15 protein-coding genes and 1 pseudogene are annotated in these 25,686 nt (G+C 44.0%); 1 reads left to right on the top strand and 15 read right to left on the bottom strand.

Annotation, left to right across the window (positions count from 1 at the left end):
* Positions 1–5: 5 nt before the first annotated feature.
* The 12 genes from A37S_RS0113525 to A37S_RS0113470 all read right to left on the bottom strand — a co-directional run bounded on the left by A37S_RS0113525 (position 6) and on the right by A37S_RS0113470 (position 21,688).
* Positions 6–2,282, bottom strand: a complete 2,277-nt coding sequence (locus A37S_RS0113525; RefSeq protein WP_084163904.1) for a GH92 family glycosyl hydrolase — start codon at positions 2,280–2,282, stop codon at positions 6–8.
* Positions 2,272–3,570 carry a family 16 glycosylhydrolase gene (locus tag A37S_RS0113520; RefSeq protein ID WP_028297449.1) on the bottom strand — a complete coding sequence of 433 codons (1,299 nt, stop codon included), beginning with the start codon at positions 3,568–3,570 and terminating at the stop codon, positions 2,272–2,274. The genes A37S_RS0113525 and A37S_RS0113520 overlap by 11 nt, the downstream gene beginning before the upstream one ends.
* Positions 3,571–3,679: 109 nt before the next feature.
* Positions 3,680–5,743: a glucosidase family protein gene (locus tag A37S_RS24720; protein WP_051293182.1), complete on the bottom strand. Its 2,064-nt coding sequence runs from the start codon at positions 5,741–5,743 to the stop codon at positions 3,680–3,682.
* A 26-nt stretch (positions 5,744–5,769) separates the two neighbouring features.
* Complete coding sequence (locus tag A37S_RS0113510; RefSeq protein ID WP_028297448.1) at positions 5,770–9,333, bottom strand: glycoside hydrolase family 2 TIM barrel-domain containing protein; 3,564 nt, start codon at positions 9,331–9,333, stop codon at positions 5,770–5,772.
* Positions 9,334–9,356: 23 nt separating this feature from the next.
* A complete protein-coding gene (locus A37S_RS0113505) occupies positions 9,357–10,370 on the bottom strand; it encodes an IS110 family RNA-guided transposase (RefSeq protein ID WP_169719500.1) in 1,014 nt (337 codons plus the stop codon).
* Between the two features lie 347 nt (positions 10,371–10,717).
* Positions 10,718–12,403 (bottom strand): GH39 family glycosyl hydrolase, encoded by a 1,686-nt coding sequence (locus A37S_RS0113500; protein ID WP_051293180.1) that lies wholly within the window; start codon positions 12,401–12,403, stop codon positions 10,718–10,720.
* Between the two features lie 55 nt (positions 12,404–12,458).
* On the bottom strand, positions 12,459–14,444 hold the full coding sequence (locus tag A37S_RS0113495; protein ID WP_028297445.1) for a RagB/SusD family nutrient uptake outer membrane protein: 1,986 nt from the start codon (positions 14,442–14,444) through the stop codon (positions 12,459–12,461).
* 11 nt (positions 14,445–14,455) lie between these two features.
* Positions 14,456–17,956, bottom strand: a complete 3,501-nt coding sequence (locus tag A37S_RS0113490) for a TonB-dependent receptor (protein ID WP_169719499.1) — start codon at positions 17,954–17,956, stop codon at positions 14,456–14,458.
* 198 nt (positions 17,957–18,154) lie between these two features.
* Positions 18,155–19,297, bottom strand: a complete 1,143-nt coding sequence (locus tag A37S_RS26315; RefSeq protein ID WP_051293178.1) for a FecR family protein — start codon at positions 19,295–19,297, stop codon at positions 18,155–18,157.
* 196 nt (positions 19,298–19,493) lie between these two features.
* The gene (locus tag A37S_RS24710) at positions 19,494–20,081 is read right to left on the bottom strand and encodes an RNA polymerase sigma factor (RefSeq protein ID WP_051293176.1); all 588 of its coding nucleotides are present in this window, start codon (positions 20,079–20,081) and stop codon (positions 19,494–19,496) included.
* Between the two features lie 252 nt (positions 20,082–20,333).
* Positions 20,334–21,398, bottom strand: a complete 1,065-nt coding sequence (gene aroB, locus A37S_RS0113475; protein WP_028297443.1) for a 3-dehydroquinate synthase — start codon at positions 21,396–21,398, stop codon at positions 20,334–20,336.
* Positions 21,399–21,481: 83 nt separating this feature from the next.
* Positions 21,482–21,688, bottom strand: a complete 207-nt coding sequence (locus tag A37S_RS0113470; RefSeq protein WP_028297442.1) for an RNA-binding S4 domain-containing protein — start codon at positions 21,686–21,688, stop codon at positions 21,482–21,484.
* Positions 21,689–21,883: 195 nt separating this feature from the next.
* Between A37S_RS0113470 and A37S_RS0113465 the strand changes: the two genes are divergently transcribed.
* Entirely contained in the window at positions 21,884–23,101 is a 1,218-nt protein-coding gene (locus tag A37S_RS0113465) for a proline dehydrogenase family protein (RefSeq protein WP_051293174.1), read from the top strand.
* A 44-nt stretch (positions 23,102–23,145) separates the two neighbouring features.
* Here the strand turns inward: A37S_RS0113465 and A37S_RS26720 are convergent.
* From A37S_RS26720 to A37S_RS0113455, 3 genes and pseudogenes are all read right to left on the bottom strand, one after another.
* A pseudogene (locus A37S_RS26720) lies at positions 23,146–23,340 on the bottom strand (Txe/YoeB family addiction module toxin); the annotation flags it as partial.
* 25 nt (positions 23,341–23,365) lie between these two features.
* Positions 23,366–23,965, bottom strand: a complete 600-nt coding sequence (locus tag A37S_RS24705; protein WP_051293172.1) for a helix-turn-helix domain-containing protein — start codon at positions 23,963–23,965, stop codon at positions 23,366–23,368.
* A gap of 202 nt (positions 23,966–24,167) precedes the next feature.
* A complete protein-coding gene (locus tag A37S_RS0113455) occupies positions 24,168–25,649 on the bottom strand; it encodes a S10 family peptidase (RefSeq protein WP_028297440.1) in 1,482 nt (493 codons plus the stop codon).
* Between the last annotated feature and the right edge of the window lie 37 nt (positions 25,650–25,686).

Below are 25,686 nucleotides of genomic sequence, written 5' to 3'. Positions count from 1 at the left end.
TGCTGTCAATCTATTATTCTTCTACTTGATGAGTCCATTTCAAAGGTCAATGTTCCACCCTCGACGATCTGTGCAAAGGTGATGATTGGATTTGTGATTTCAACATTATTCAGTTTGACAGATTTTACATATTTGTTCGCTTCCGACAGGTTATTTGCGATTACGGTAAACGTTTTACCTTCCGGAAGTTTTAAGGTTACTTTAGGCAGTTGGGGTGCGCCCAGCACGTATTCGCCGCTTGCAGGGTTTACGGGGTAAAACCCCATTGCGCTGAACAGGTACCAGGCCGACATTTGCCCACAGTCGTCATTGCCGCACAGGCCATCAGGCTTGGGTTTGTAGAAACGGTCAAACACGTCGCGAACCAACTCCGCCGTACGCTCCCTTTTTCCTGCAAGGCTGTACAGGTAGACGACATGGTGGCTCGGCTCGTTGCCCTGCGCGTACTGGCCGATCAGCCCAGTCACATCCCCTGTAAAGCCTTCCTGCTCCACTTGGGCATCTAACACAAACAATGAATCTAGCTTTGTCGTGAATGCTTCATTTCCCCCCATCGCCTCTATCAAGCCATCCACATCCTGCAATACGTGCCAGGTATATTGCCAGGCATTGCCTTCGGTATAGTCTCCTCCCGCTGTTCCCGCATGCGACAAATGGTATTTGTCGAATGGTGTGCGCCATTGCCCTTTTGAGTCTTTTGCCCTTGCCAGTTTTGATTCGGGATCGAACAAATTTTTCCAATAGTTGGATCGTTTCATAAAAAATTCATAGTCCTCTTCTTTACCGAGTTTTTTCGCCAATAAGGCAGCACAATAATCATCGTAGCCGCACTCCAATGTTCGGGAAGCGGATTCTTCCTTTACTAAATCGAAAGGGAAATAACCGTAGTGGTCATACATGTTCCAGTCGTACTTACGGTGCCGTTCCGTCAGGGATTTTTTTACAGCCTGATAGGCGCGTTCCTGGTCTACGCCAGGGAAATCTTTCAAACAGGCTTCTACCACTGGCGGGACACCATGGTTGCCGATCATCACATAGCTTTCCTTGCCCCATAAGGCCCAAATGGGCAAATAACCATAAGTTTCGGCGTGCAGCAACATACTGTTGACCATATCGGGTACTATTTCTGGCGAAAGGATGGTGTATAGCGGATGGGCGGCGCGGAAGGTATCCCAAAGCGAGAATGTAGAATAATACTTGCCTATTGGGGAAAGGGCGACGGAATCATTCGCTCCTCTGTACTGCCCATCTACATCGGCAATATTATTGGGCTGGATAAACAGGTGATACATGGACGTGTAAAAGTTCTTCTTCTGCTCTATGCTTCCTTCCACTATGGCGCGGGACAGCAATTCTTCCCAAGTATCCTCTGCATCTTTTCGCACTTTATCAAAATCCCAGTGGCTCAGTTCCGCTTCCATATTTTTCCTGGCTCCTTCAACACTGACCATCGAAATAGCCACTTTGATGTTCAGCTCTTTTTCGTTATCGAAATGATAGACGATTTTAGGGGCTTTGTTTCTTGGGTCGCCCAGCAACGTATCTGCCGAGACGAAAGGCTTATTGAAGTGGATCACAAAGAACATATCGCGTTCTACCCAATGCCTTACCCGCATTTTTCCGCCGATGGTTTGTCTGTCTTCCACTTTTATATCGGCGTACAATACGCGGGTGTTGTACAAATCCTCCGAACTGGTGTTGCCGCTCTGAAAATCGATATACACCGCAGGATTTTCTTTCTTAAAACGGTAACGATGTATGGCGACATGGGGCGTAGTGGTCAGCTCCACATCCACCGAATTGTCCTCTAGGGCAACGGCATAATAACCTGGTGAGGCTTTTTCGCTTTCCTTTGAAAAGGCACTTCTAAAGTCGCCGCGCGGTGTACCGGAAAACGGCATCATCAGGATGTCACCCATATCTGGGATTCCAGTTCCGTTCAGGCGATTTTGCGTGAAACCCCAAATCAAGGGATCCTCGTATTTATATCCTGCACAGTACTTCCACTCGAAGTTACCTGTTTGTGGTCCAGGCTGCATCATGCCCAGCGGGTAAGCTGCTCCAGGGAATGTATGGCCGGTATAGGTCGTGCCCACAAAAGGATCGACGTATTGTAAGACGCTGGATAGTTCTTTTTTGTCGCTGCATGAAGTTTGCGCAAAAACTAAAACAATTGCAATAATTACATACTTTTTCATTCGAAAATAATTTGTTTTTAAATGGGTTTCATCCGTAAACAATTTCTGAATTGAGGTATAAACATTGAAGATTTCAATAACCATCTTCCTCTACTTGTTGAATAGGCCTTACGTAATCAACATCATATAAGGCATACACACGGACGAAGTCGATATACATATCCGATCCATTTCCATACCGCTCCAGATCAACTGGCCATCCGCTAATCCCTCCTATCGCATAATTGACAAGGAATGTATGCGGATAATCACGAGACATCTTATTGGTTGCGTGACGGAATACTTCAATATTATCAAAATAATAAATAGTTTCTTCCAAACCGATGTATAGTCCGTAGGTATGGAAGGTGGTTGACCAATAGGATTTACCACCCAGTTCCATAATGGGAATAACCTTCCCTGGATGTCCGTCAGGTTGTGTTTGCAACCAGAAATGGCTGGCAACACCATATCCCGTATGGTTAGGATTACCTTTCCCCACGCCGCCGTAAGCTTCGACAATATCGAGTTCGTCACCGGCAAACCCTTCGTCAAGGCCCGTGATTGTCCAGAAAGCAGGCCATGTGCCGGGAGCAGATTGCGCCATGAAGCGACATTCCAAATAGCAGGGAGCTTTTGCCCAGAAGCCTTTTCCATCCATATCCACGGAAGCGATCAACCCCGTGCTTCCTTTTGTACCCGGCTTCCTCCGTGCCTCGATTTTCAAGTAGCTGTCCACCTGCCTGAATGGGGTGTCCAGTCCATCGACATCTGAAAAAGGCCAACCACTGAAATCTCCGAAGCGTGATTTATGGGCATTATACCGGGCATTCCGCCCGTCATTTGAAATGGATAACGGCCCACTAAAATCGTCCGAAAACACCAATTTCAACCCTCTTGCTCCAGGGGGATCGGTCGCGGGAATCCCCATATTCCATCTTACACCGCCCAAATTATACAGCTGTAATTCAAATACGTCCTTTTCCCCGTTCTTATTAGTTGTATATATACGAACATTCATAGGCCCCGCCGGAAAATCATCCGCATTAAACGAAAATGAACCTTCTCCTTTTTTTCCCAGTTTTAATGTTGTTGGTGTTAAATCTGCGTCGTGTCCCCATTCATTCGGATTTTCTCCAGTAGGCTGCCTCCAACAATATGCTTTGGCTTCATCCATACCAGCCGCCGTAAATTTGACGATTATCTTTCCTTTTACTTCCGACCTGCAAGCTGGTTCAATGACTTGAATTGCTTGTGTCCACTCCGTATTTTTGTCTACACTTTGTCCATGGTTGAAGTCTCTGTATATTGATTCAAATCCACTTTGATCTTGAGATACCACCACATTGATCACAAAAACATTTAAAAATATGGTTAAAATTACCTGCCTCATATTCTCACGAGATTAATTACCTATTAGTTATATCCAGAAAAAAGGATACGGTCCTACCGGTTTCCCTGAGATAGGATGAATAATTCCCCTTTCCTATTCTTGTATGTTATTACAGCATAACGGCAAACGTATCCCCTACGTTAGTTTTTACCGTTTTCACCACGTTTCCATTTCTGCTTATTATCGTCCTTATCTTGCCATTTTCCCGCTCTACCCGTATGTCAAAAGGCTCGTTTTTGAAGGCATGAACATTTCTCAACTCCATGAAATCCCATCCGTCCGGAAGTTGGGGAGCCAGGGTGAAACTGTTGAACCCAACCGGACGGATGCCAAAAAGGCCTTCAGTGAAAATTCGGCAATACAGCCCACTTTCTGCCGATAAATGTCGCTGGTTACCCTCGGGCCACGCTTCTATGGCATAGGGAACGTGCCCGCCCAATAGCCGTTCGGCGGAAAAACGCTTCAGGTATTCGGTTGCTTTACCTCTCTCGCCTACGGCATAAACACCCCTTAACGCATACAAAGTGGCGCGATCCCAAAACGTTTCTGATCCAGCCTCGGTCAGCAGGCCGTCTTTCGTCCATAGCCTTGGTGAAAATAACGCGTCAATAGTGCCTACTTTCCTGTCGTAGATCCCCACGGTCAGCGGTAGGCAGATCCATGCGCGGAGTACCTCGTTACCCTCATAATAGCGGTATGTCTCAAACCCTTCGACTGTGGCGCCAAAATAATCCGCGATGGCTTTTCGCATTCGGGCGGCTTCCTTGTTATAGGTTTGGGACACGCGCCCCGGCTTACCGATTTCCTCTGCCAGGTGTCCGGCAGAGATCAACGCATCGTAGTAGAGTATCGATGTGAAAAGATTGGCATTCCCAGAGGGGAACCGATCTTCCAGTTCATCGGAATCGGACATCACAACGCCTTCATCATTCAGATGACGTCTGCAATACTCGAGGCACCATTGGATCAGGGGCCACAATTCCTCTGCTTCCTGCTTGTCACCGAGCGCCAAGGCATAACGCGTGGCACCATAGGCAAGCATGGCATTATCGCCCCTGTCTCCTGCACCGTTCCAGATATCTTTTCCTTCGGCAATAATGGAGCTGGGTATGGACCTATATTCGTCGTTCATAAAGCGGGCAAAGTGCCTGAACGAGTTGATGGCCGATTTGTTGCCAAGATCGTACCCGATAAACGGAAATAGAGGATTCATGTATTCCCCCTGATCGTTTGCCCATATGGCGGCGTAAAAATTATCGCCTCCCGGTCCGTGCATATATCCGCCCGCTGTTTTAAAAATGCTCTCACAAGCCCTTATCTTGGCAAAAGCAAAGGCCGTATTTAGAACCGGGTCAGGGGAGTTAAATACTAATTTTGACCACATCTCGTTCACAAAGCGCTCACGAGCCAGCCTTTCCTCCCGCATAAGGGGATTCAGCTCGGATTGCCCTTTCTTATATGCCTGAACAGAAGCGCTAAACGTCAGCGTTTGCTGCGGCTCCAAAAAGAAAAGTCCCGCATCGCCCTCCTGAATTTTGGCAATCATGGTGTAACTGCCGTCAACGCCTTTTTGCGGGTCGGTTTGATAAACAGTACGCTCGTTGGGAACAAGGACCGTTTGCCTTTCGGAACTGATGTTTTTTACAACGTACGTTTCACCCAAAAGCGGCTTATCGGTTGAGGGGTAAAATATACGCGTGATTTCTACTGCTGGCTTAGTGTCAATGATTTGTTTAGCACCGGTATTGACGGCTAAACCAAGGCCGTACTCACTGATCGCCGTCACTTTGCCATCTAGCTGTATGGATTTTACGCGCTCTTGCTGCAACGAAAATCCGTTGACAATCAGCAAAGAAGGGTAATCAATGGAAAATCGCTGCCGCAAGCTGGCGTGCGTATCATTCGGAATGGTCCGCAACATGGGCCATATCACCATGCGCTCGGCCGCAAAGGCTCCATCCGCATTGACACCATAGCGCAAGATGACCGACATCTGCTCGCCACTCATTTCGACATGGTCGAAATGAGGCAAACGATTATCAATATTCCAGATAATAGAACCATCTGGCTGTATTTCCCAGCGCGTTTGGGCACTTGATAGTATTCCTGAAAAAAGAATTGCGAATAAGACAGAAACCGTACGTAAACTGCCTGAACTTAAAAAATACTTCATAACAAAATTTATACTGTTGAAATCACTTATTTTAAACCTTCGATCCTGAACGAATAGCCAACAGGCGTATTGACCGGAATCATATATTGCTCCAACGGGAGCGGTCCGCATGAGGCATTTCCCAAGCCTTGTTGAATACAGTCAATATTCAGGTAAATTTCAGGTTTACGTATGCTATCCAGGTTGAAATCATGCTTCGCCTCCCAGATATCCTTATCAGGAAAATTCAAAGCACTGAAACTGAATCTATTCCTGGCCGTTATTTTCAATCCCTGCTTATCGCTGTTCGTCAGTGTCACCCAACGGATATCCTCGCGATTCCCCATGGATTGCGGGCGTACGTAACGTTCGGCCTCCATGCCTTTGGGTGTTGTATTATACAATCCTACAAAAGCCGACTGTATGCGGTCAACGGCATTTTCATGCGGGCCATAACCATAATACTGTATGTTTTCGTATTCTTGCGGAATGACCATCTGTAATCCCAAGCGGCGAACCACATCGGCATTATCGGGTTTTGTAAAACTAGCATCCACGTCGATAGCACCATTGGAGTAAATGATATACTTTACAACATGATTGACCGTTACTGGATGCTTCCAACTGATCGTTGCGTCATTCTCCACCAATACGGTCACAAACCTGCCACTTTCATCTGTTTGATATGTAAATATTGGTTTGCGATAAGTGGTTTCGTGATACTCTTGATCCGTATACCTGTCGTTGTCAATGGTGCGGAACCAGTTCAATTGTAGTCCCTTATTATGGTGCAGCATTTCCCTACCGGCATATTCCAGCGAGATCATCCCTCCTGTTTGTTTGTCGAATACCGTCTTGAATCCGTCTCCCGTTATCGACAGCTTATTGGCTTGTTCTTCGATGTTTATTTTACCCAAAGCGGTCCTGTCAACAGCTTGCACAGTGGGGCGCGTGTTCAGGGCAAACTGATCAGCGGCGACAACATGTCCCGCATCAGCCCAGCGTGTGCCGTTCTTCAATGAAAATTCCACATTCAGGAAATACTCTTTATCGGCCGACATCTTTGCATCGAAGGGAATTTTCAGTTGGGTGTGTTGGTCAGGCGCCACATCCAAAGGGGGAATCTCACCTGATTGGACAACCACGCCATCTTCCAATACCTTCCATGCGATATTAAACGCATCCAGGTTGGTAAAATCATAGCGGTTATCGATCTTGATCTTTCCTTCGCGGATAACTAGCGGGGCCATTCGAATATATTGATATACCTTTTTGACTTCTAGCAGTTTTGCCGTCACCTTGCGATCGGGCGTCACCAAACCGTCTGCACAGAAATTTCCGTCATTGGGCTGGTCTCCAAAATCTCCCCCATAATAGTATTGATTTCCAGGTTTTCCGTACCTATTCATGGCATGGTCTACCCATTCCCAAATACAGGCGCCTATCATTCTATTGGAATGATTTTCAATGTAATCCCAATATTCGAAAAGATTGCCGGGTGCATTGCCCATGGCATGGGCATATTCGCACAGGAAATAGGGCTTGTCCGACTCCTGTTGGTCAAAGGCCGTCATTCGTGGAATATCCGGATACATGTGTGAATCCATATCGGGGACACCGTTTTTTCCTTCATAGTGGGTGGGGCGTGAGGGGTCTAGTTCCTTCACCCTTTCCTGCAGGGCTTCAAAGTTGACTCCCCCTCCACTTTCATTGCCAAAGGACCAGAAAATGACCGAAGGGTGGTTTTTGTCGCGCTGTACGGTACGTGTCATCCTGTCGAGAAAGGCAGGCTTCCATGACTCGCGGTCGCTCAAACTGTGGTTTCCATGGCATTCCAGGTCGTTCTCGTCCATGACATACAGCCCATAGTAGTCAAAAAGTGCATACATCTTGGGATCGTTTGGATAATGAGATGTACGCACCGTGTTCACGTTGTGGCGTTTCATCAGCAGAATATCCTCAATCATGGATGCTAGGGGTATTGATTTGCCATATTGAGGATGCGCATCGTGCCGGTTTACGCCCCTGAAAAACACTTGTTGATCGTTGATGTATACCCGCTTATTCTTGATTTCAATGTTCCGGAACCCGAACTTGGAAGACATGGCTTCCGTTACCTTTCCGTTTTCATCTTTCAAGGATACGATCACGCTGTATAAGTTCGGCTTTTCGGCAGACCAGAGCATGGGCTTGGATACGGATGTTTTCAAAACATAGCTTTGTTCCGCATTGCCCATTATCGGTTCAACTGCCTGGGTTAAGGTGTTCACCGTTTTTCCCGAGGGATCAATTAATTGGACTTCGATCGTTGACTTTGCCGATGCATTGCCCTTGTAATTTCGCACATTGGCATCGACCGAGAAAGTTGCGACATTATAATCATCTCCATCAAATGCCGATTTGATGAAATAATCGCGGACGTGCACTTTCGGCACGGCATACAGGTATACGTCCCGATGGATCCCCATGACACGGAACATATCCTGGTCTTCAAGGTAACTGCCGTCCGTCCATTTATAAACCTCAACCGCCACCATGTTTTCGCCCGGCTTCACGTATTTTGTGATGTTAAATGCCGCATCCAAATTTGAAACCTCGCTGTAACCCACTTTCTTGCCGTTCACCCAAATATAAAATCCGCTGTAAACGCCGTTGAAATGAATAAATACTTCCTTTCCGTCCCAATCAGTAGGTATGGTAAAATTTCTCCTGTAGGAACCTACGGGATTCGGTTCTTTCTCGTTTGTATAGCCTTTCTGCGGAAGAATAAGCGAAGGCTGGTTTTTAAAAGGGTAATTTACATTGGTATAAATGGGAGTGCCGTACCCCAGCATTTCCAACGTGGAAGGAACCTGTATTTCTTTCCAAGCTGTAACATCGTAATTTGTTTTGTAAAAGTCCACAGGACGTTCAGCAGGCTGTTTTGCCCAATTGAACTTCCACATCCCGTTCAAAGACTGAAAATAAGAAGATGAAGGCTGTAACCAGGGTTTGTCAAAATACGCGTCAGACTTTAAACTTTCTATGGAGGGGAACGGGATATATGTGCTACGTCCGTCTTCTTTATTGACGGCAAATAGGGTTTCATTTTCCCATTCCGTTTTCCCATGAATGTTTTCAGGTGGTATTTTTTCCGATGTTGCCCTCAATTGAAATGTGGTACCTTCTGGCGAAAGTAAAAGCGTATTACCCGCTTTATCACCCAGATTGGCAAAAACATGGTGGCCGTGCTTTTTTGATACCAATTCGAAACCATCGTCTTTGCTGACAAGATACCATTGCTGGTTTTCATTTGACTTACTGAAATCCCAAACTGACAACACATTACTGACTTCATAGGATGCTCCGATATCAAAACTCTTGGATGAAAATGGGTTGTAGATCACATAAGCATCTTCGTTACGAACAATGCGCCAATATTGCCCCTTGCTGGTCTTAGATTCTTTTTCAAGATAAAGGTGGGACAAATTGGTAGGGCTAAGCTTGTTGTCCACTGCCAAACCAGAGGGGGTGATTATTTTATACAAGATATCTTCCCTTATCTCCTGCGCTTGCGCTATAAAAGCTAATGACATCAATAGTAAAACGAAACCGGATATCAGTTTTTTCATATACTCTAATAAATTACAAGTTTTTAGGCCACTATTTTTTTGGAGCCGTTATCATTTTTGTTAATTTCTCTTGGGTCGAGACAAATGTAGTCTCTGGAGTATGGCTTTTTGCTGTTTACCACACTGTAGATCGTTCTTAATAGTTTATTCATAACGTTATTCATTATTAGATAATGAGGCTTGCCCTCCTGTTGCTTTTTCTGATAATACAATCTGTACTCCTTGTTGTGCTTTACTGCGGATTTTGCTCCCATGTACAGCAGAGACTTGAGTTCTTTGTCGGCAAACGGGCTTGTCCTGGATTTACCGACCATGTTGCCCGATGCGTTGGGAAAGGGGCATACACCGGCATATGAAGCTGCTTTCCTTGCCGTGCCGATCGTGCTGAAGTTTCCTGTTTTGATGATGAGGTCGGTGGCTATTACCGGCCCCACCCCCAGCACCGATACAGCCAGCTCATAGTTCTCTACAAGTCCCGCATCACTCTTGATGATCAGTTCCATTTCTTTCTCTACAGCTCCGACCTGCTCATCAAGGGCTGCTAATGAAGCCTGTAGAATTACGTTTGCACGGATGCTCTGCATCGGCATCTGTTCCCGGGCATGCTCACCTGTCCTTAATTTTTTACGAGACTTAACCAACTGTGAACGAAGTGAATAAAGCTGGCGTAATTCGGAACCGCTTTCGCTCTGATATGTTTTGAAAGATAGCTTGTCAAAGAACCTCTCCCCGTATTCCCGCAACCGAGCGGCATCTATTGGGTCTGACTTGCCTTTAAGGATACCTAGGCTATGTTTTACCGTATAGCCCGGAACAAGTGCTATCGATACTCCGCACTGGTTACACAGAAAGACTAACAGATCTCCATAGCTACCTGTATTCTCCGCACATAGCACAGAACCTCCGGGTACTTTCGATAGAAATTTCGATATCGAGTCCAATCCGTTTTTTACCATCCTGCTTTTTTCTTTACCATCTGTATCAAAGAAGTTTACGTCAAACTTTTCTTTTGATAAATCTATTCCATATACTTGCATAAATAGTTTATTTATGCTCCGCATTGAGTGGCTAACATCGTGATAATGGGTTCTGCCCTAAATACTCTCTGGCTTTGACTCAATAGATCTGCTGTCCTTAATATGAAACTTAGGTTCTGCCTATTGTTATTTTAAAGTTAGGGCAGCAGATGGAGCTTTTCAACCAAAGATATATCTCTCGATGTATTCTCATTGCTTGTCTTTATTCTTTAGAGTTCAAACTAACGATATCAGTTTTTTCATACTTTATTTAATTTAACGACTGTTCAAAACTCCAACTATCTGTCACTGTCCTAGCCTGAAGGCTGTTAAAGAAGCAATCAACGACGGGTCGTATTTTAACCTGATTATGTTCCTACATACTCCATCAGGATAAGAAAAACATCATTTTCCCTCATATCGGTTTTGAATTCAAATGGTTTATCAGACTGTTTTATAATTATCTCTTCACTCCTTAAAGGTTTATCATTACTTTGTTCTTGTAACCAAGCAACCTGTTCACGACTAATGCTTCCATCGTAGTTCAATCCTAGATATGCAGTAAAGGCGTCATTTTGACGATAACCGACACTATGAACGTTTACTCGATATTTCCCTGGCTTTAATCCCGAGACAAAAACAGCTACTTTCCCTGCTGAAAGTGGAGGTATGTCCTTAGCATAGTATATTTTATCCACATCATCTTGACGATGGGCATCATTCCAAAACAATATTTGTACGGCGTCTCCTGTCTTACATGCAATTGCCTTTGGGTCAGCGCAAATCAATTCCGTATCGCCCAACCTATTCAGGTATTTGTAAGCGAAATAAGCCGGCTTAGGTATGCCTTGCAGATTAATCAGTCCGAAACCTCCATGAAAATCTCCGGTAGGAGGGCCATCTTCTTCAAACACATCCGAAACTTCACAATAGGACAAAGATTTAACCTGTCCGTCCACTTCTTTTATTTTTGTCAAAAGATAGGATGCCGCCTGGTAAGCATCACGCAAAGGATCCCAATAATCCCAGGTCAACCCCCACTCCGTAAAATAGACTTCCAAATACGGCATAGGTGATGTTGACACTTTTTCCAGAGATGATTTCACCCCATCCATCACCCCGTCCGGATTATAGGCTACGTTGCCCATCGCCCATGGTGTGCCGGGAGACCAAACGGGAACCCGCTTCATATAATCAGCATCAGGCAGTTTGTTATAAACGGAATCGGGATAAAACTCACGCGTTGAATAGGCGTGGGACGAAATATAATCCAAGGGGACATTTTTCTGATGACAATGGTCTACCAAAGCCGTTATCCAATCGGTATCCCCTGCAATAGCAGGTCCTCCTACTCGATAATCAGCACTCACACTTTTGACGGCACGAGCGGTATAATCATATAGTTTCAGGTATTCGTTCAAATCGCCTGTAAAAAAATAACCATCTGGCTCGTTCCAGACTTCAAACAGCCATTGTCTCACCTCTTCAAGGCCATATCGTTGTGTAAAATGTTCGACAGTTGCTTTTACCAGGCCGTACCAACGGCCGTAATCTTTGGGTGGTGTAATATTCGCTTTTTCCCAATAAATCGTTTTCGTACCGCTTGCCAACGCTTCGGGCATAAAATCAAACACCAATATGGGGCGCATGCCAATGCCGAGAATAAAGTCATAAACAGCATCCACATATTGCCAGCTATAGAATGGCTCTCCATACTTGTTCAACCTGTATACGCCCATATCGTCCTGATATAACCCATGAAAACGCAGGTACTTAAACCCGCATTCTTTGGCGGCCATGGCTATGTGCTGCTGATGATCGGCACGCATCAGCGAATAGGCACGACCAGCACCAACACTTTCATTGTAAAATTTATCAAAATCGCCTCTGACATGAGACAAATCAATATTGATTTGACGACCTTCGGATGAAAGGTGTTGCTCCGTTTTTTGAGCAGACACCAAACAGATACCCAGAAGAAAAGTACAGGAAAAAGCAAATATTTTTTCGACTGTATAACGAATAGATGCCTTTTTCGGAATGTAAACAATCATGCTAGAATTACTACTTAAACGAGCACCAATTCGTGGATTGGCGCTCGTTTAAAATTTATTGAATTGCTCCTTGATTTGCCTCGGTTGGCCAATTCGGATTTTGATAAATTGGTGAAGAGCTAATGACGTTATTTTCCGCTGTTATCAAAAAATGCTGTATGGCAATAGGACTAAGATAATGAGCCATTGCCCATTTCAGCCCATTGTAATAGATGAAATTGCTTGTTTTCTGATAAGGACGGAAATAATCACTTAATGCAGGGTCAGAAACCGTGCTCGAGGCGCCTACATTATAGGTTAACGTTGAGGGATTATACCAATCCCGCATAGGGCCCCAAAGTTTGAATCCTTCTAAGTGATAAGGCGTAACGATCAATTGATCCATAGCGCGCCATCTACGCAGGTCCATACGACGAAATCCTTCACTGATAAGCTCACAGCGCCTTTCCCTCCTGATATTGTAAAGCGTTTTATCAATGAGATTGCCTCCTGAATAGGCTCCCCAATCGTTTTTTGCCTCAGCACTCATATCTGTAGCGGCAATAGTTTTATCCAAATCATTGTCTACATGTGCCCTGTCCCTTATTTTTTTCCAATAATTTGTCGCATCGGCATTGAGCGATCCATTCCGCTCATAACAGGCCTCAATATAATTCAGATAAGCTTCTGTTGCCCTGAAAATCAGTTCTCCAGCTGTATTGGCATTTGTCGCGGCTACAGCGGCATCAAAATTCAAACCTTTTCGGGGGGCATATCCCGTTTGGTACCTATGGTCTCCACCTCCAATAATATCTGGAATAGGTTCCACCGGATAAGAGTCGGTACTGCCTCCGTCATATGGGTAGAGGATATTGAGTTGCCCAGGCTCCTTCAAAAACAAGTAAAGCCTTGAATCGCGGTCTTTGCGAACATCAGCAATGTAATCATCACCATGGTACCCTGAGCCGGTAGCATAGATGGGAAGTCCATTTGACATCAGATAGGTATCGATGAAGCCCCTTGTCAATCCGATTTGTCCTCCCCTCAGTTCTCCGACGTAGCCATTAACAACATTTTGGCCCCTATCGAATCTCCGCCATAACAAAACCTCGCTATATTCGGCCATATTAACATCTGCAAACAATTCATAATAGGGGTTTTTCGCCTGAGATGCAGATTGTTGCAATACTCCGGTATTTGTCACTAGCGCAAAGGCATCTGCAACCTGCTTTGCATTTTCCATTGAAATGGTCAAAAAGTATTCTATTTCGGCGTCTATACTTCCAGACGGAAAATTATAATTGGCATTATAATTTTTGTCGCTACCGGGCCAACCTGGTCCGTTGGGAACATAGGCTGTTCCTTTGAAATACTTTAACCAGCTGGCTTCATACAAAGCTACTCTTGAAGCGAACAATTGGGCACAAGGTGCAGAAAGCCTGTTCTTTGCTCCGTCAATTGAAGTTGGTTTCATATATTGCTTTGCCAGCTCCAGATCCGACAGAATAAATCGCGCTACTTCATTACGTGGCATTCGTTTACTAGCCTCTATCAGAATTTCCTTATCATCGGTCAATGAAGTTTCTACTATAGGAAAATCACCCAATAGTTGCAACTTCTTAAAATAGGCATAAGCCCTCATAAAATAGACTTCACCGATATAATGCCTGATGTTATCGCTATTTCCCGAAACGTTTCCCGCCTCATATTTAGGCAAAGCATAATCAAAAAAATAGTTGCAACTACGTATTTCCGTAAAATCCCAATCGCCGCCTGTTTGCGGAACCCGGTATTGGCCTGGTGCAAAAAAACTTTCGCTGGCAAAACGGGTGATTTGATTGTCGGTATTGACATCATACATTGCCTTGGATGGGATTTGGTTATTCTCCGAAGCATTGGTAAAGGTGCTATATAAGTTTATTGAATAAGCTGAGAAGTGAGATTCTTCCGTAAAATACATTTCAGGTGTAATGGTCGAAATTGGCTCTTCATCCAGGAATTTATTGCAAGATCCAGACAAAATTAGAATCAAAACCGAAAAATATATTTTTGTGCGTTTCATAGCCATAAAAATTAAAAGGTTAAATTTAAACCCATAGACCATACTCTAGACAATGGGTATTGCGATCCCCCTGAACCTGGGTTATCGATCAATTCAGGATCAAAAATTCCAGTAAGTTTTGTCCCCGTCCAGATATTTTCACCGGACACATAGACTCTCAATCGTTGCAGTTTAGTTCGAGCCAGGGTAGATGCTGGTAAAGAATAACCCAATTGAAGGTTTTTTAACCTGATATAAGCAGCGTTTTGTAAATATTTCGTCTGTACTTCGTGATTTCTACCCATGCCGCTCCAGTCGCCATCAAGCGGTCGGGGGTAATAGGCATCTAAGTTGGCGCCAAGGGGGTGCGACGGATCATCCCTGAAATAATCCAAGTGTTGCACAAAGGCTGTGGACTCCCACATGGACTTGCCATTGCCCCAAAATAAGTAGCTGCCCTGAAAATAATCGCGTTTCATGATACCCTGAAAAAAGACGGATATGTCAAATGCCTTGTAGTTTGCACCCAGATTAAAGCCAAACAAAAACCGCGGCGTAATATTTCCTATCACCGTTAAATCGCCATGGTCTCCAATGGTATTAGATCCATTATCAACTTTTCCATCGCCATTTATATCGGCATACATGATATCTCCAGGACCCCAATTGGTGCCGATTGCATCCTGAGCTCCATTTGGCAAACTAGCCAAATGGGCATCCATTTCCGCTTGCGTTTGGGCTATTCCAATGGTGGTATAGCCCCAGATTTCACCATAAGTTTCCCCATTTCTAAATGTCGAATATTGTACTTCTCCTGTTCCGCCGTTATTAAAGCCCAGTACGCCGGTGTCATTCGGATACCTGATGATTTTTGTTCTCGAATCAGATACGTTAAACCGGATATCGTACCCGAATCCACTCGCTAAATTATCCTTCCAAGCAAGCTCCAATTCAAATCCAGAAGTCCTCAAATCGGTATTGTTTGTCCGTGGAACACTTGTGCCCAAGATAACGGGAAGTTCGATAGCAGGGCCAATCATATCATTTGTATATCGAGTATAAACATCGATAGACGAGGTCAATCGATTGTTGAACGCGGAGATATCCAGACCTACGTTGTATGTCGATATTTTTTCCCAGGTCAAGGACGGACTTACTAAAGCGGGAGCATAAGCGGTATTGGGTCTAACACCATTCACCAGCCAGTTTCCCGATGCGGCGCCTAATCCCATAGCGGAATAAGTAGGATAATAGCTGTTCGCATTTTGATTGCCCAGTTTACCCCATGATGCGCGAAGTTTCAATACATTGACGGGGGTACTGAGATTTTCCCAAAAAGATTCTTGGGCAATATTCCAACCCAACGAGAATGAAGGAAACAAACTCCACCTGTTGTCGGATCTGAAACGAGAGAATCCGTCGTATCTGAGATTTGCCTCCAACAAATATTTACCCATATAGTCATAATTAAATCTTCCGAAAAAACCGGCTGTTGACCAATTATAATATTGGCCCGATACCTCAGGAGCAACAATACTTCCATTATCCGAAACGCCTGTACTGGTATTAATTGTCGGTGAACCGGCGAAAATACCTACGCGATTGGCACTTAGGTCCCTGTATCTGGTTTGTTCTGCCTGAAAACCTCCCATCAACATAAAGTTATGCTGGTTTAGGGATTTTTGATATTCTGCCCGAACATTCGAGTTAAGGTAATTTGTTTTATAGGCATACTCAGTAATTGAATTATAGTCATTGTACAGAATCGGCTCTCCGGCAACATTATGGTTATACAACTTTTGTTGCACAACCGTTCTGAAGTCATCCGTTATAGCATAGTTTATATCACCGATTACCCGAAGACCTTTTACGGGTTCCGTTGTTATGTTCAATTGGTGGTAGGTTTTATCTGATGTAAAATCATTCGTACCACCCTCAGCCAAAAATAATGCTGCCGATGGGGCCGAAAAATAATATCCGTTGGGATCATAAAGGGGCAAAATAGGCCATGCCTGTTCGGCAAACCAAAAGTCATGCTGTCCTCTATATGTTTGCGGCCTGGTTGTTTCATACCTTACAAATCGGCCACTATATCCTATATGAGCCCAAGGGGCAATTTGCGACGCCAATTTAGCAACACCTGTATAGCGTTTCGCACCGTCTTTGCCAATTTGAAGCAAGCCATTTTGATCCAGGTAGTTGCCGGAAATATAATAAGAGCTGTTGTTGGTGCCACCGGAAACACTTAATGAATGCTCCTGCGAAAACCCACTATCCTTATAAATCGCATCATACCAATCCACATTATCGTTTCCGACATCAAACCCACTCCATTCATTGGGATTGTTTGGACTGGGTATCGTGGTTTGATTCCCTAGCCTGCCGGCCTGAAAATCTAAAATCCGCTGCAAATGTTCTGCCGTAAACCATGCCTCTCTACCCGCATTTGTCAACAAGTCGTTCATATAAAGGGCAAATGAATAAGAATCGGCCATTTTGGGTATAAGCAAGGGACTATTCCATCTAAAATTGTTAATATAATTTACTTGCGCTTTTCCAGATTTACCGCTTTTTGTGGTGATTAAGATAACGCCGAAAGGCGCACGCGAACCATAAATCGATGATGCTGCTGCATCTTTCAACACCGAAATGTTTTCAATATCCTGCGGGTTCAGCGTAGTAATATCGGCTTCCATCCCGTCAATTAGAATCAAAGGACCACCATTTGACCCCTGACCTATAGTTGTTATACCACGGATATTTATGGTCGATGATGTCCCGATTTCACCCCCGTTATTTTGGTAAATATTTAATCCCGGCACGGCACCCTGCAGTGCCTGCACAACATTGGCTACTGGTCTGGCTTCGAGTAATTTCGTGTCTACTGTCGACACAGATCCAGTCAGATTGACCTTCTTTTGGGTACCAAATCCCACTACCACGACTTCATCCAAATCCCCGATGGCTTCGGTCAGCACCATATTAATGGTGGTAGATGTCCCTATAGAGACCTCCTGCACTTCGTAGCCAATGCTACTGAATACCAGAGTCGTTGCATTTTGCGGGATCGTAATTCGATAATTTCCTTCGTTATTGGTGGTGGCAGACATGTTCGTACCTTTCACCTTCACAGTTATTCCTTCCAATGGCTCGCCTTGACCATTGGTTACCCTGCCGCTTACTTCACGTTGTTGCCTGTCAGTCTCCTTTGGATCTGATCCTTTATCAATCTTCGTCCTTTTACGTTCTACCAGCACCCTATTTTTACGGATTTCATAGGTGAGCGGCTGCCCTTCGAAACAGCGATCAAGTATAGTCTCCAAGGGAGTATTGATCAAGTGAAGGTTGACGGGCTTAGCGTTTTTCAAATCATCGGACAGGTAGAGAAAATGATACCCAGTCTGTTTTCTCAGTTCGCGGAATACATCGGTGAGGGACATATTCTTGGCCTCAATGCTCGCATTTTGAGCATAGACGGTTGCTCCAGCTTGAGAAACGGAAAGCATCAAGATCAATAACGTAAACTTTAGCATAATGAAAAGCTTAATCAGGACGTTATAATTGGCTATGCATATAGATGCAGTCGATTTTTTGTACATTTGTAATTCAGGTTAGTAATTAATGTGGTTAGCACTCCATTAAATGATGGCCTGGCTTGGCTCATGGGCCAATAGACCAGAAGTGTTCGCTGCACTTCTGGCTTTTTAGACCATTTGGTGTTTATAATCATATCACCGTATAATCCGTACCTCCTTTCCATTTTGTTGAAACTGGATATCTGCCAATACAGACAGGTCTTTTAACAGTTCTCCGAGATCCTCTGTTATGGGAAATGTGCCCCCAAATTTCTTATTGGGCAGGTTGCCCTCTACAACGACGGTGATATCATACCAACGGGCCACACTACGCATGACGGAGACAATATCCATGTCGTCGAACACAAAATATCCGTTTTTCCAAGCCATGGCTTGCTCCTGATTTGCCTTTTGCCTACTGATGGCCGAACCGTCCATGTAGGCAATAGCCTCGTAACCTGGCGTCAGCGACACCTTACGGTTATGCTGCCTGATCTCCACCCCACCCTCTAGTAAAGTGGTGCGTACGCTGTTGTCTGATGGATAGGCAGAGACATTGAAATGGGTTCCAGTGACCAGTATCTCCGTTCCATTTGCCATTACGACGAAAGGTTTTGAGCTATCGTGAGCTACTTCAAAATACGCTTCTCCCACTAGCGAAATTCTTCGCTCATTTCCATTGAAATACACAGGATAGGTAAGGGTACTGGCGGTGTTCATCCAGACTTGCGTACCGTCGGGAAGTGTCAGTTGAAACTGCTTTCCGTTTGGTGTATGGATGGTATTCTTTGCCGTCGCATTCCCACTGTTACCTGCATTCGTTGATTCGTACACCATTCGCCCGTCTCCCAACTTTCTGATCAATACTGCTCCCATATCACGTACCAGACTGTCATCCATATCATCCAGATCGACCATTGTGCCGTCAGCCAGTACCAGCATGGTGCCATTAGGGGCCTGAGCGGCGGTTTCTGAAATTACCAGCGACGTATTTGACACCTTTTCTTCTCCGCCGAACTTATGCCAGAAAACACCTAATGCCAAAAACAGGGAAGCGGCAATACCGGCATACCAAAGTCTCTTGGTACGCCCAGTCTTTACGTCTTGTATCTGCCGGTCTACACTTTGCTTTATCCGTATGCCCATGAGCATCTTCTCTTCCTCGCTGCTCCAGTCCCAATTGCTCAATATCGGGTTTCGAATGACCATTTCCTCCAACAGTTTCGCTTCCTGCGATGTACATTTTCCATTGGCATAACGGCGCAATAATTCCCTTAATTCCTGATGGTTTATCGACATGGCCTATAAATTGGTCTACTTTTATTTATTAAGAGTATAATGGCGGCGCAAAGTGGTATGCGTATATTAAAAAAAATGAACACACCCTACAAAACATTGATAATCAATAATAAAAATATCATTTCAATGGAATGCACGTCCCAGAATACAGACAGCCTGTTAGTGGATCGAGGCAGAAAATAGTGTGGAGTGGGTACTAAAGAAATATATTTGCTAGCAGTAACAAAGATAGGTATGGGATATATTCGTCATCTATCTTCAAACGAAGGTACTTAAGTGAATGATATATCTGCTTTTTTACCGTTTGATCTGAAATATTGAGTCGCTCTGCGATTTCCTTATAAGAGAGGTGTTCCTTCCTGCTCAATACAAAAATCTCGCGCATCCGTTTCGGAAGTTTATCAATTTCGGTATCTAGTAAGTCGGACAATTCTTTCGTGGACACCAGTCGTTCCACACTTTCGATATGTTGCCCGTAGTATTCCACTAACTTGTCTTCTATTTCTACCTTTTTCAATTGTTCGCGCAAACGCTTAAAGGCAAGGTTTCTAGCCATAACGAAAAGATAAGCCTTGATGGATTTTATTTCTTTCAGTTTTCGGCCGACTCCCCAAAATGTCACGAAAGTTTCTTGAACAATGTCTGCTGCATCCTCCTCACTGGAAACAATACGAATGATGTATTTAAATAATGACGCCCAATATTGATTGTATATATCCGTGAAAGCATGCTTGTCGCCCACGCTAAGACGTTGTAAAAGATTACCGTCTCCATCTCTGTTCATGGCTATACTGAGGTTAATTGGTTATTCTTAAATATCCTCCAAAAAGGCACTAAGCAATACTAATAATTTATGGTCATTATCATAAAAGGTTGCATGGATAGTGAGTCCACAATTGGATATTGCAAGTATAGAAATTAATAGATACAAAAACAAGCGAGACTAAACGCAAAACGAATCTCGCAAGAAATAGGCGCCCCTAATTGGACCGAGCCAATCATTTACGAACAAAGGGGGAAAGGAGCTATCGGTATATTACGCCAACAAACTGTTATAAAAATCCAAACTGTCTTTGATAGTTTCCTCATCCACAAAGAAATCGTATCCGCAGACACCTATTTGCTGCAAGAGCGAAAATCCAATCTGCCCGCCCAGGTTTTTCTTATCATTTCTCATATATCCTATTACCTCATCATAGATAGCTTGTTGAAAACGATAATCTGGAAAAATGCCCTTGATGGTGGTAATCACTTCACGTAAATCCTCAGCCGGCAGTTTATTGAGTTGATGAGAAAGATAAGCTTCACAGATCATCCCTACGGCTATGGCTTCGCCGTGCAAAAGAGGTTTTTTATCGTTGGCCAGCGAATGGGTTTCTATGGCATGCCCAATGGTATGGCCAAAGTTGAGTATCTTCCGCAATCCTTTTTCTTTCGGATCAATCAATACCACCTCATTCTTGATCTCTACCGAACGGAAGAGCAGGTCTTCCGTAAATTGTTCAACAGACGTATCCTTCAACTTATTGAAATAACTTCTGTCAAAAATCAGCCCATGCTTCAATACTTCTGCATAGCCCGACACCAGTTGCCTATGCCCCAAAGTATCCAAGAAATCGCGATTGATAAATACGGCTTCTGGCTGTGTGAAGGTACCGATAATGTTTTTAACGCTATCTAGGTCAACGCCTGTCTTCCCCCCCACGGAAGCATCTACCTGAGAAAGCAAGGTGGTAGGTATTTGGATAAACGGGATTCCCCTTTTGAAAGTTGAGGCTGCAAAACCACCCATATCCGTAATAACTCCCCCACCCAAATTAATCATTAAGCTATTACGATCTGCTCCAAAATCCAATAACATTTTCCAGATTCCGATACAAAAATCAATGTTCTTATTTTCTTCCCCAGAATCTACTTCTATCAAATCGTAGTTTTCCAAAAGGGGCAAGGAGTCTTTCAATTTTGGCAAACAATGTTCACCCGTATTTTCATCGGTGAGGATGAATATTTTGGAATAAGCACCTTCGTTTAGGAAGGAGGCTAACTGAGTAAGCCCTTGATCAAAATAGACGGTATATGTATTACTTTTTAGTGTTCTCATTTTATTTAACTATCGGCCATCGGAAGTTAGCTATTGGCCATTCGTTTTTTATCCAATAAAGGGGTATTCACGCAAAGGGCCGCTCACGACACCTCTATAGCCTGTCCATCAAAGTTAATCTTATCGCCGACCCGCACTTTGTAACGTTTACGGTATTCCACCTCCCCGTTCACTTTCACCAAACCTTCCATTACCACGGCCTGCGCTTCGCCGCCAGTTTGTACCAAGTTTACGGCTTTCAACAACTGTATTAGGTGAATAAATTCCTTGTCCAACTTAAATTTAATCATTTGCCAAAAATACATTTATAAAAAGCTCCAAGCAACACTCTTTTTTGTAGTTTCCGCTAGGAAATAATATCTATTTATCACTAAATTTCATCTATAAACCTTGTTTTTCAATGGCTGATAAAAGAACGATAAAATTGCGTTTATCTGCCGCTTTGCAAACTTGCAGATAAACGCAATTTTATCTAAGTTTGACCCATGCAACCCAGTACAGAACGTCCTAATGCGACCCAAAGCGGCACCATTAGCTTTGACAATACAGAAATAGCGTTTAGGAGCAAGAGCGACTCCGAACTTAACAGGGCTTATTGGCTCTTTAAAATGATAGCGAGTAATACATTGGTCAAAGTAGGTACGCCCATTACCAACTTTGCGCTTAACATTGGGCTGCCCATTACTGGAATTATCAAGAAGACCATTTTCGAACATTTCTGTGGTGGAGAGACCATTGAGGGTTGCGACCATACTATAGCACAATTGGCCGCTCAGCATGTCGGCACCATATTGGATTACTCCGTAGAAGGGGAAGAAACCGAATCTGCTTTTGATCATGTTTGCGAAGAAACTATAGAGACTATACAGAAGGCGGCAACAAATCCACATATTCCTTTCTCGGTATTCAAGGTAACGGGCTTAGGCCGATTCGAGCTGCTTGAAAAGGTGAATGCCAAGCAACAATTGTCCCCCTCTGAAGTAGAAGAATTTGAACGGGTGAAGGCTCGTGTAGATAAAATCTGCCATTTTGCGCATCAGCATCATGTTGCCGTTTTGGTAGATGGCGAACACTCCTGGATTCAGGATGTAATTGATGATATGGCCCGCGATATGATGATGAAATACAACCGCGAGAAGCCACTGATTTACAATACCTATCAATTGTATAGGCACGATATTTTGGCCGCTCTAAAAACCGACCTATACTTGGCCAAGGAGAGTGGCTTTTTTCTAGGAGCCAAGCTCGTAAGAGGAGCATATATGGAAATTGAGAGAGAACGTGCTGCGGAGTACGGTTACCCCTCTCCCATCCAGCCCAACAAGTCATCTTCCGATAGAGATTATAACGAGGGCATACGTTTTTGCTTAGACAACCTAGATCGCATCGGCTTTATGGCCGGCACCCATAATGAAGACAGTTGCCGACTTCTCGCAATGGAAATAGACCAAAGGGGTATAGCAAGAAACGACAGTCGGGTTTACTTTGCGCAATTGTTGGGCATGAGCGATAATTTGAGCTTCAATCTTTCCGAATCTGGTTATAACGTGGCAAAGTACATGCCCTATGGACCTGTGAAGGCCGTAATGCCTTACCTATTTCGTAGAGCTCAGGAGAACACTTCTGTTGCCGGACAAACTAGCAGGGAACTGGCATTGATTACAAGGGAGAAGAAGAGAAGAAAGACCAAAGCAGGAAGGTAAAAGGCTTTAAGGTATAAGACGCAGTAGTGGTGATAAGGTGGCTTTCAATAATGATACCTACACTGCAGGATAACCACGGCATCTTTTTCTATCAGATACACTAGACGGTGTTCTAAATTGATGCGCCTTGACCACCAACCTGAAAGCTGATGTTTCAGGGACTCGGGTTTTCCTATACCTGTATATAGAGTTCGTTCAATTTCTTTTATTAGGGAATTTATTTTTCGAAGCATTGCCTTGTCTTTAGCCTGTCAATAAAGATAATTACTTTATCAATGGTATAGCTGGTCTATAAACAATAGCTTTATCTTTGAATATCCTAAATACATTCCACCCAATCGTAGCCAAATTGAACACATAGTAAAACAAGAACAAAAATAATAGCATAAACTCCGCATTACCTATGATGCCTTTATTAAAAGGAAGTAGCCTTAAGATTGGATATGGCCACCCCGTCGCCAAATTTAGAAGTATGATAAGCGCCACTATATTTAACGTCAATTGAAAGTTGAGGATAGATTTGCCCTGTTCATCTACACCATTTATCTTATGCCTATATAGTGTCCAAAAAACAAAAGGCGCTAAAATACCTAGCAGAGGGAATATCAAAAATGCCATGGGAGAAAGGTTCAGTATCACCAGCATTCCTCTGTCCTCATGAAGCACAGTTGCCATTAACCTATCCATCGGTATCTCCAATACTTCTGATAGTCTCTTTAAGGTAAATCCTCTAGGCTCTGTTTTTCCATTTTCTACACGCTGAATAGTACGCAAGCTAAGTTTAGACATATTTGCCAGTTCTTCTTGCGATAAGCCCTTTTTTATCCTCATTGCCTTAATCCGTTGTCCGATGCTTGTATCCATATCGATTTTCTTATGTGTTTCGAGCAAAACTAACTAATTATTCAGGCATTCAGTTTATTTATGGTACGTCATTTATACGACATTTCATATAAGATCCCACTAAAGCAAAACGTATTCCGGTAAGTCAAAGCAACAAGCACAAAAAAACCCGAAAATCATTTCGACTTCCGGGCGTTTGTATTTATTTGTGGATGGATTTTTCTTAATATTTGGCCGGCGTATCTTTTGATACCGTGGTTGTTTTGATAAATGCTCTCAAATCATCGTTCGCCGCTTTCAGATCTTCCTGTCTCATATAGATCATGTGTCCTGAGCGATACCCTTTGAAGTGCATCCTGTCTTGAAACTTACCTCCTGGATCCATTTGCCACATGTTGAACTTGGCATTGAAATAATCGCAAGCCCCGTCGTAATAACCAGATTGCGTCAGTACATGCAGGTAAGGATTTTGCGCCATGGCACGTTGCAGGTTTTGCCCTGTATTGTCATTGGAACGATCCCATGGGTAAACCGAGCCAAAAACGTTGTACTTAACATCCGTCTTGAAATTCAACTCATTGCGCATATAGTTATTGATGGCAGGAGTAAAGGAGTGTTCCCATGACATCAGTTCGGCGTTATAATCAGGTCGCTCACCGCCATCCTTTTTATCAATGCCCAAATACCTCGAATCCAAGCGACCAATTGTGAAACCACGATCTCTCAAAAGCTCTTTCCAAAAGAGATTCGTACTTACATCGAGATTATTCTGTAACACCACCTTCTCATTCAATCCAGAATACTTAGCAAATTGCTTGGCGATATCCAGTCGCTCATTGGCAGGTAAAGAACCTCCTTTGGCTATGGCAGGCAACAGCTTGTCGAGAGTAAATTTTTCAATTTCGGGTAGTAGCTCTTCCAAATCGCGTTGCTGCAAGTCTGGCGATAGTGCCTTATGAAACCAAGCGGTAGCCGCATAATAGGGCAACCTAAGCGCCTGTTCGGCAGGCCCCTCCCGTTTCAAGCCCAACTCTGTGGGAGATACAAGGATGACACCGTTTACATACATCCATTGCGCATTTTGAAGTTCCAAAGCCAAGCCCGAAGCCCGTGTTGTACCATAGCTTTCGCCAATGATGTATTTGGGAGATGGCCACCTGTTGTGCCTAGTGACAAAGGTGTTGATCCATGCCGCCAAATACTTGATATCGGCGTTTACCCCGAAAAACTGTTTCTTATCCGCATCTTTCTCCACGATGCGCGAATATCCTGTATTTACGGGGTCGATATACACGATGTCTGCTACGTCCAAGATCGAATAGGGATTGTCCCGCATCTGCCCATATGGCTGAACGGGGTACCCCTCGTCGTCTACCGTTAGGATTCGTGGCCCTGTATAGCCTATTTCCATCCATAGCGCTCCTGTGCCCGGACCACCATTGAACGAAATAAACAGTGGCCTACTGGCTTTGTCCTGTATATCATTACGCTCGTAATAGGTATAATGTACAGTTGCCGTGGCTTTTCCCTGTTCGTCCCACACAGGCTGCATACCCGTTTTGGCATCATAGCTCACGCGCTGTCCGTTAATGGTCGTCGTATGCTTGGTCACTACCGCAGAATCAATGGGCGGCAATTTTTGTGCAAAGGCCGCTATGCCCTGCACCAAGAATAAAGTAATTGCAATAAATAATTTGTGATACATAAAAACTGTCTTATTAGATTGACACCTCTAAAGTAGG

This window comes from Olivibacter sitiensis DSM 17696, assembly GCF_000427965.1.
In the GTDB taxonomy this organism is placed as follows: domain Bacteria; phylum Bacteroidota; class Bacteroidia; order Sphingobacteriales; family Sphingobacteriaceae; genus Olivibacter; species Olivibacter sitiensis.
Note: the sequence above shows the minus strand (reverse complement) of the source record. Positions and strands in the feature narration are given on the sequence as shown.

What these genes read in the sequence shown, in the direction of transcription:
- A37S_RS24720 (WP_051293182.1), bottom strand. Translation starts at nt 5,743, where the DNA reads ATGAAGTATTTTTTAAGTTCAGGCAGTTTACGTACGGTTTCTGTCTTA.
- A37S_RS0113510 (WP_028297448.1), bottom strand. Translation starts at nt 9,333, where the DNA reads ATGAAAAAACTGATATCCGGTTTCGTTTTACTATTGATGTCATTAGCT.
- A37S_RS0113465 (WP_051293174.1), top strand. Translation starts at nt 21,884, where the DNA reads ATGCAACCCAGTACAGAACGTCCTAATGCGACCCAAAGCGGCACCATT.
- A37S_RS0113525 (WP_084163904.1), bottom strand. Translation starts at nt 2,282, where the DNA reads ATGGTTATTGAAATCTTCAATGTTTATACCTCAATTCAGAAATTGTTT.
- A37S_RS26315 (WP_051293178.1), bottom strand. Translation starts at nt 19,297, where the DNA reads ATGTCGATAAACCATCAGGAATTAAGGGAATTATTGCGCCGTTATGCC.
- aroB (WP_028297443.1), bottom strand. Translation starts at nt 21,398, where the DNA reads ATGAGAACACTAAAAAGTAATACATATACCGTCTATTTTGATCAAGGG.
- A37S_RS24705 (WP_051293172.1), bottom strand. Translation starts at nt 23,965, where the DNA reads ATGGATACAAGCATCGGACAACGGATTAAGGCAATGAGGATAAAAAAG.
- A37S_RS0113500 (WP_051293180.1), bottom strand. Translation starts at nt 12,403, where the DNA reads ATGATTGTTTACATTCCGAAAAAGGCATCTATTCGTTATACAGTCGAA.
- A37S_RS0113520 (WP_028297449.1), bottom strand. Translation starts at nt 3,570, where the DNA reads ATGAGGCAGGTAATTTTAACCATATTTTTAAATGTTTTTGTGATCAAT.
- A37S_RS0113495 (WP_028297445.1), bottom strand. Translation starts at nt 14,444, where the DNA reads ATGAAACGCACAAAAATATATTTTTCGGTTTTGATTCTAATTTTGTCT.
- A37S_RS0113470 (WP_028297442.1), bottom strand. Translation starts at nt 21,688, where the DNA reads ATGATTAAATTTAAGTTGGACAAGGAATTTATTCACCTAATACAGTTG.
- A37S_RS0113490 (WP_169719499.1), bottom strand. Translation starts at nt 17,956, where the DNA reads ATGCTAAAGTTTACGTTATTGATCTTGATGCTTTCCGTTTCTCAAGCT.
- A37S_RS0113505 (WP_169719500.1), bottom strand. Translation starts at nt 10,370, where the DNA reads ATGCAAGTATATGGAATAGATTTATCAAAAGAAAAGTTTGACGTAAAC.
- A37S_RS0113455 (WP_028297440.1), bottom strand. Translation starts at nt 25,649, where the DNA reads ATGTATCACAAATTATTTATTGCAATTACTTTATTCTTGGTGCAGGGC.
- A37S_RS24710 (WP_051293176.1), bottom strand. Translation starts at nt 20,081, where the DNA reads ATGAACAGAGATGGAGACGGTAATCTTTTACAACGTCTTAGCGTGGGC.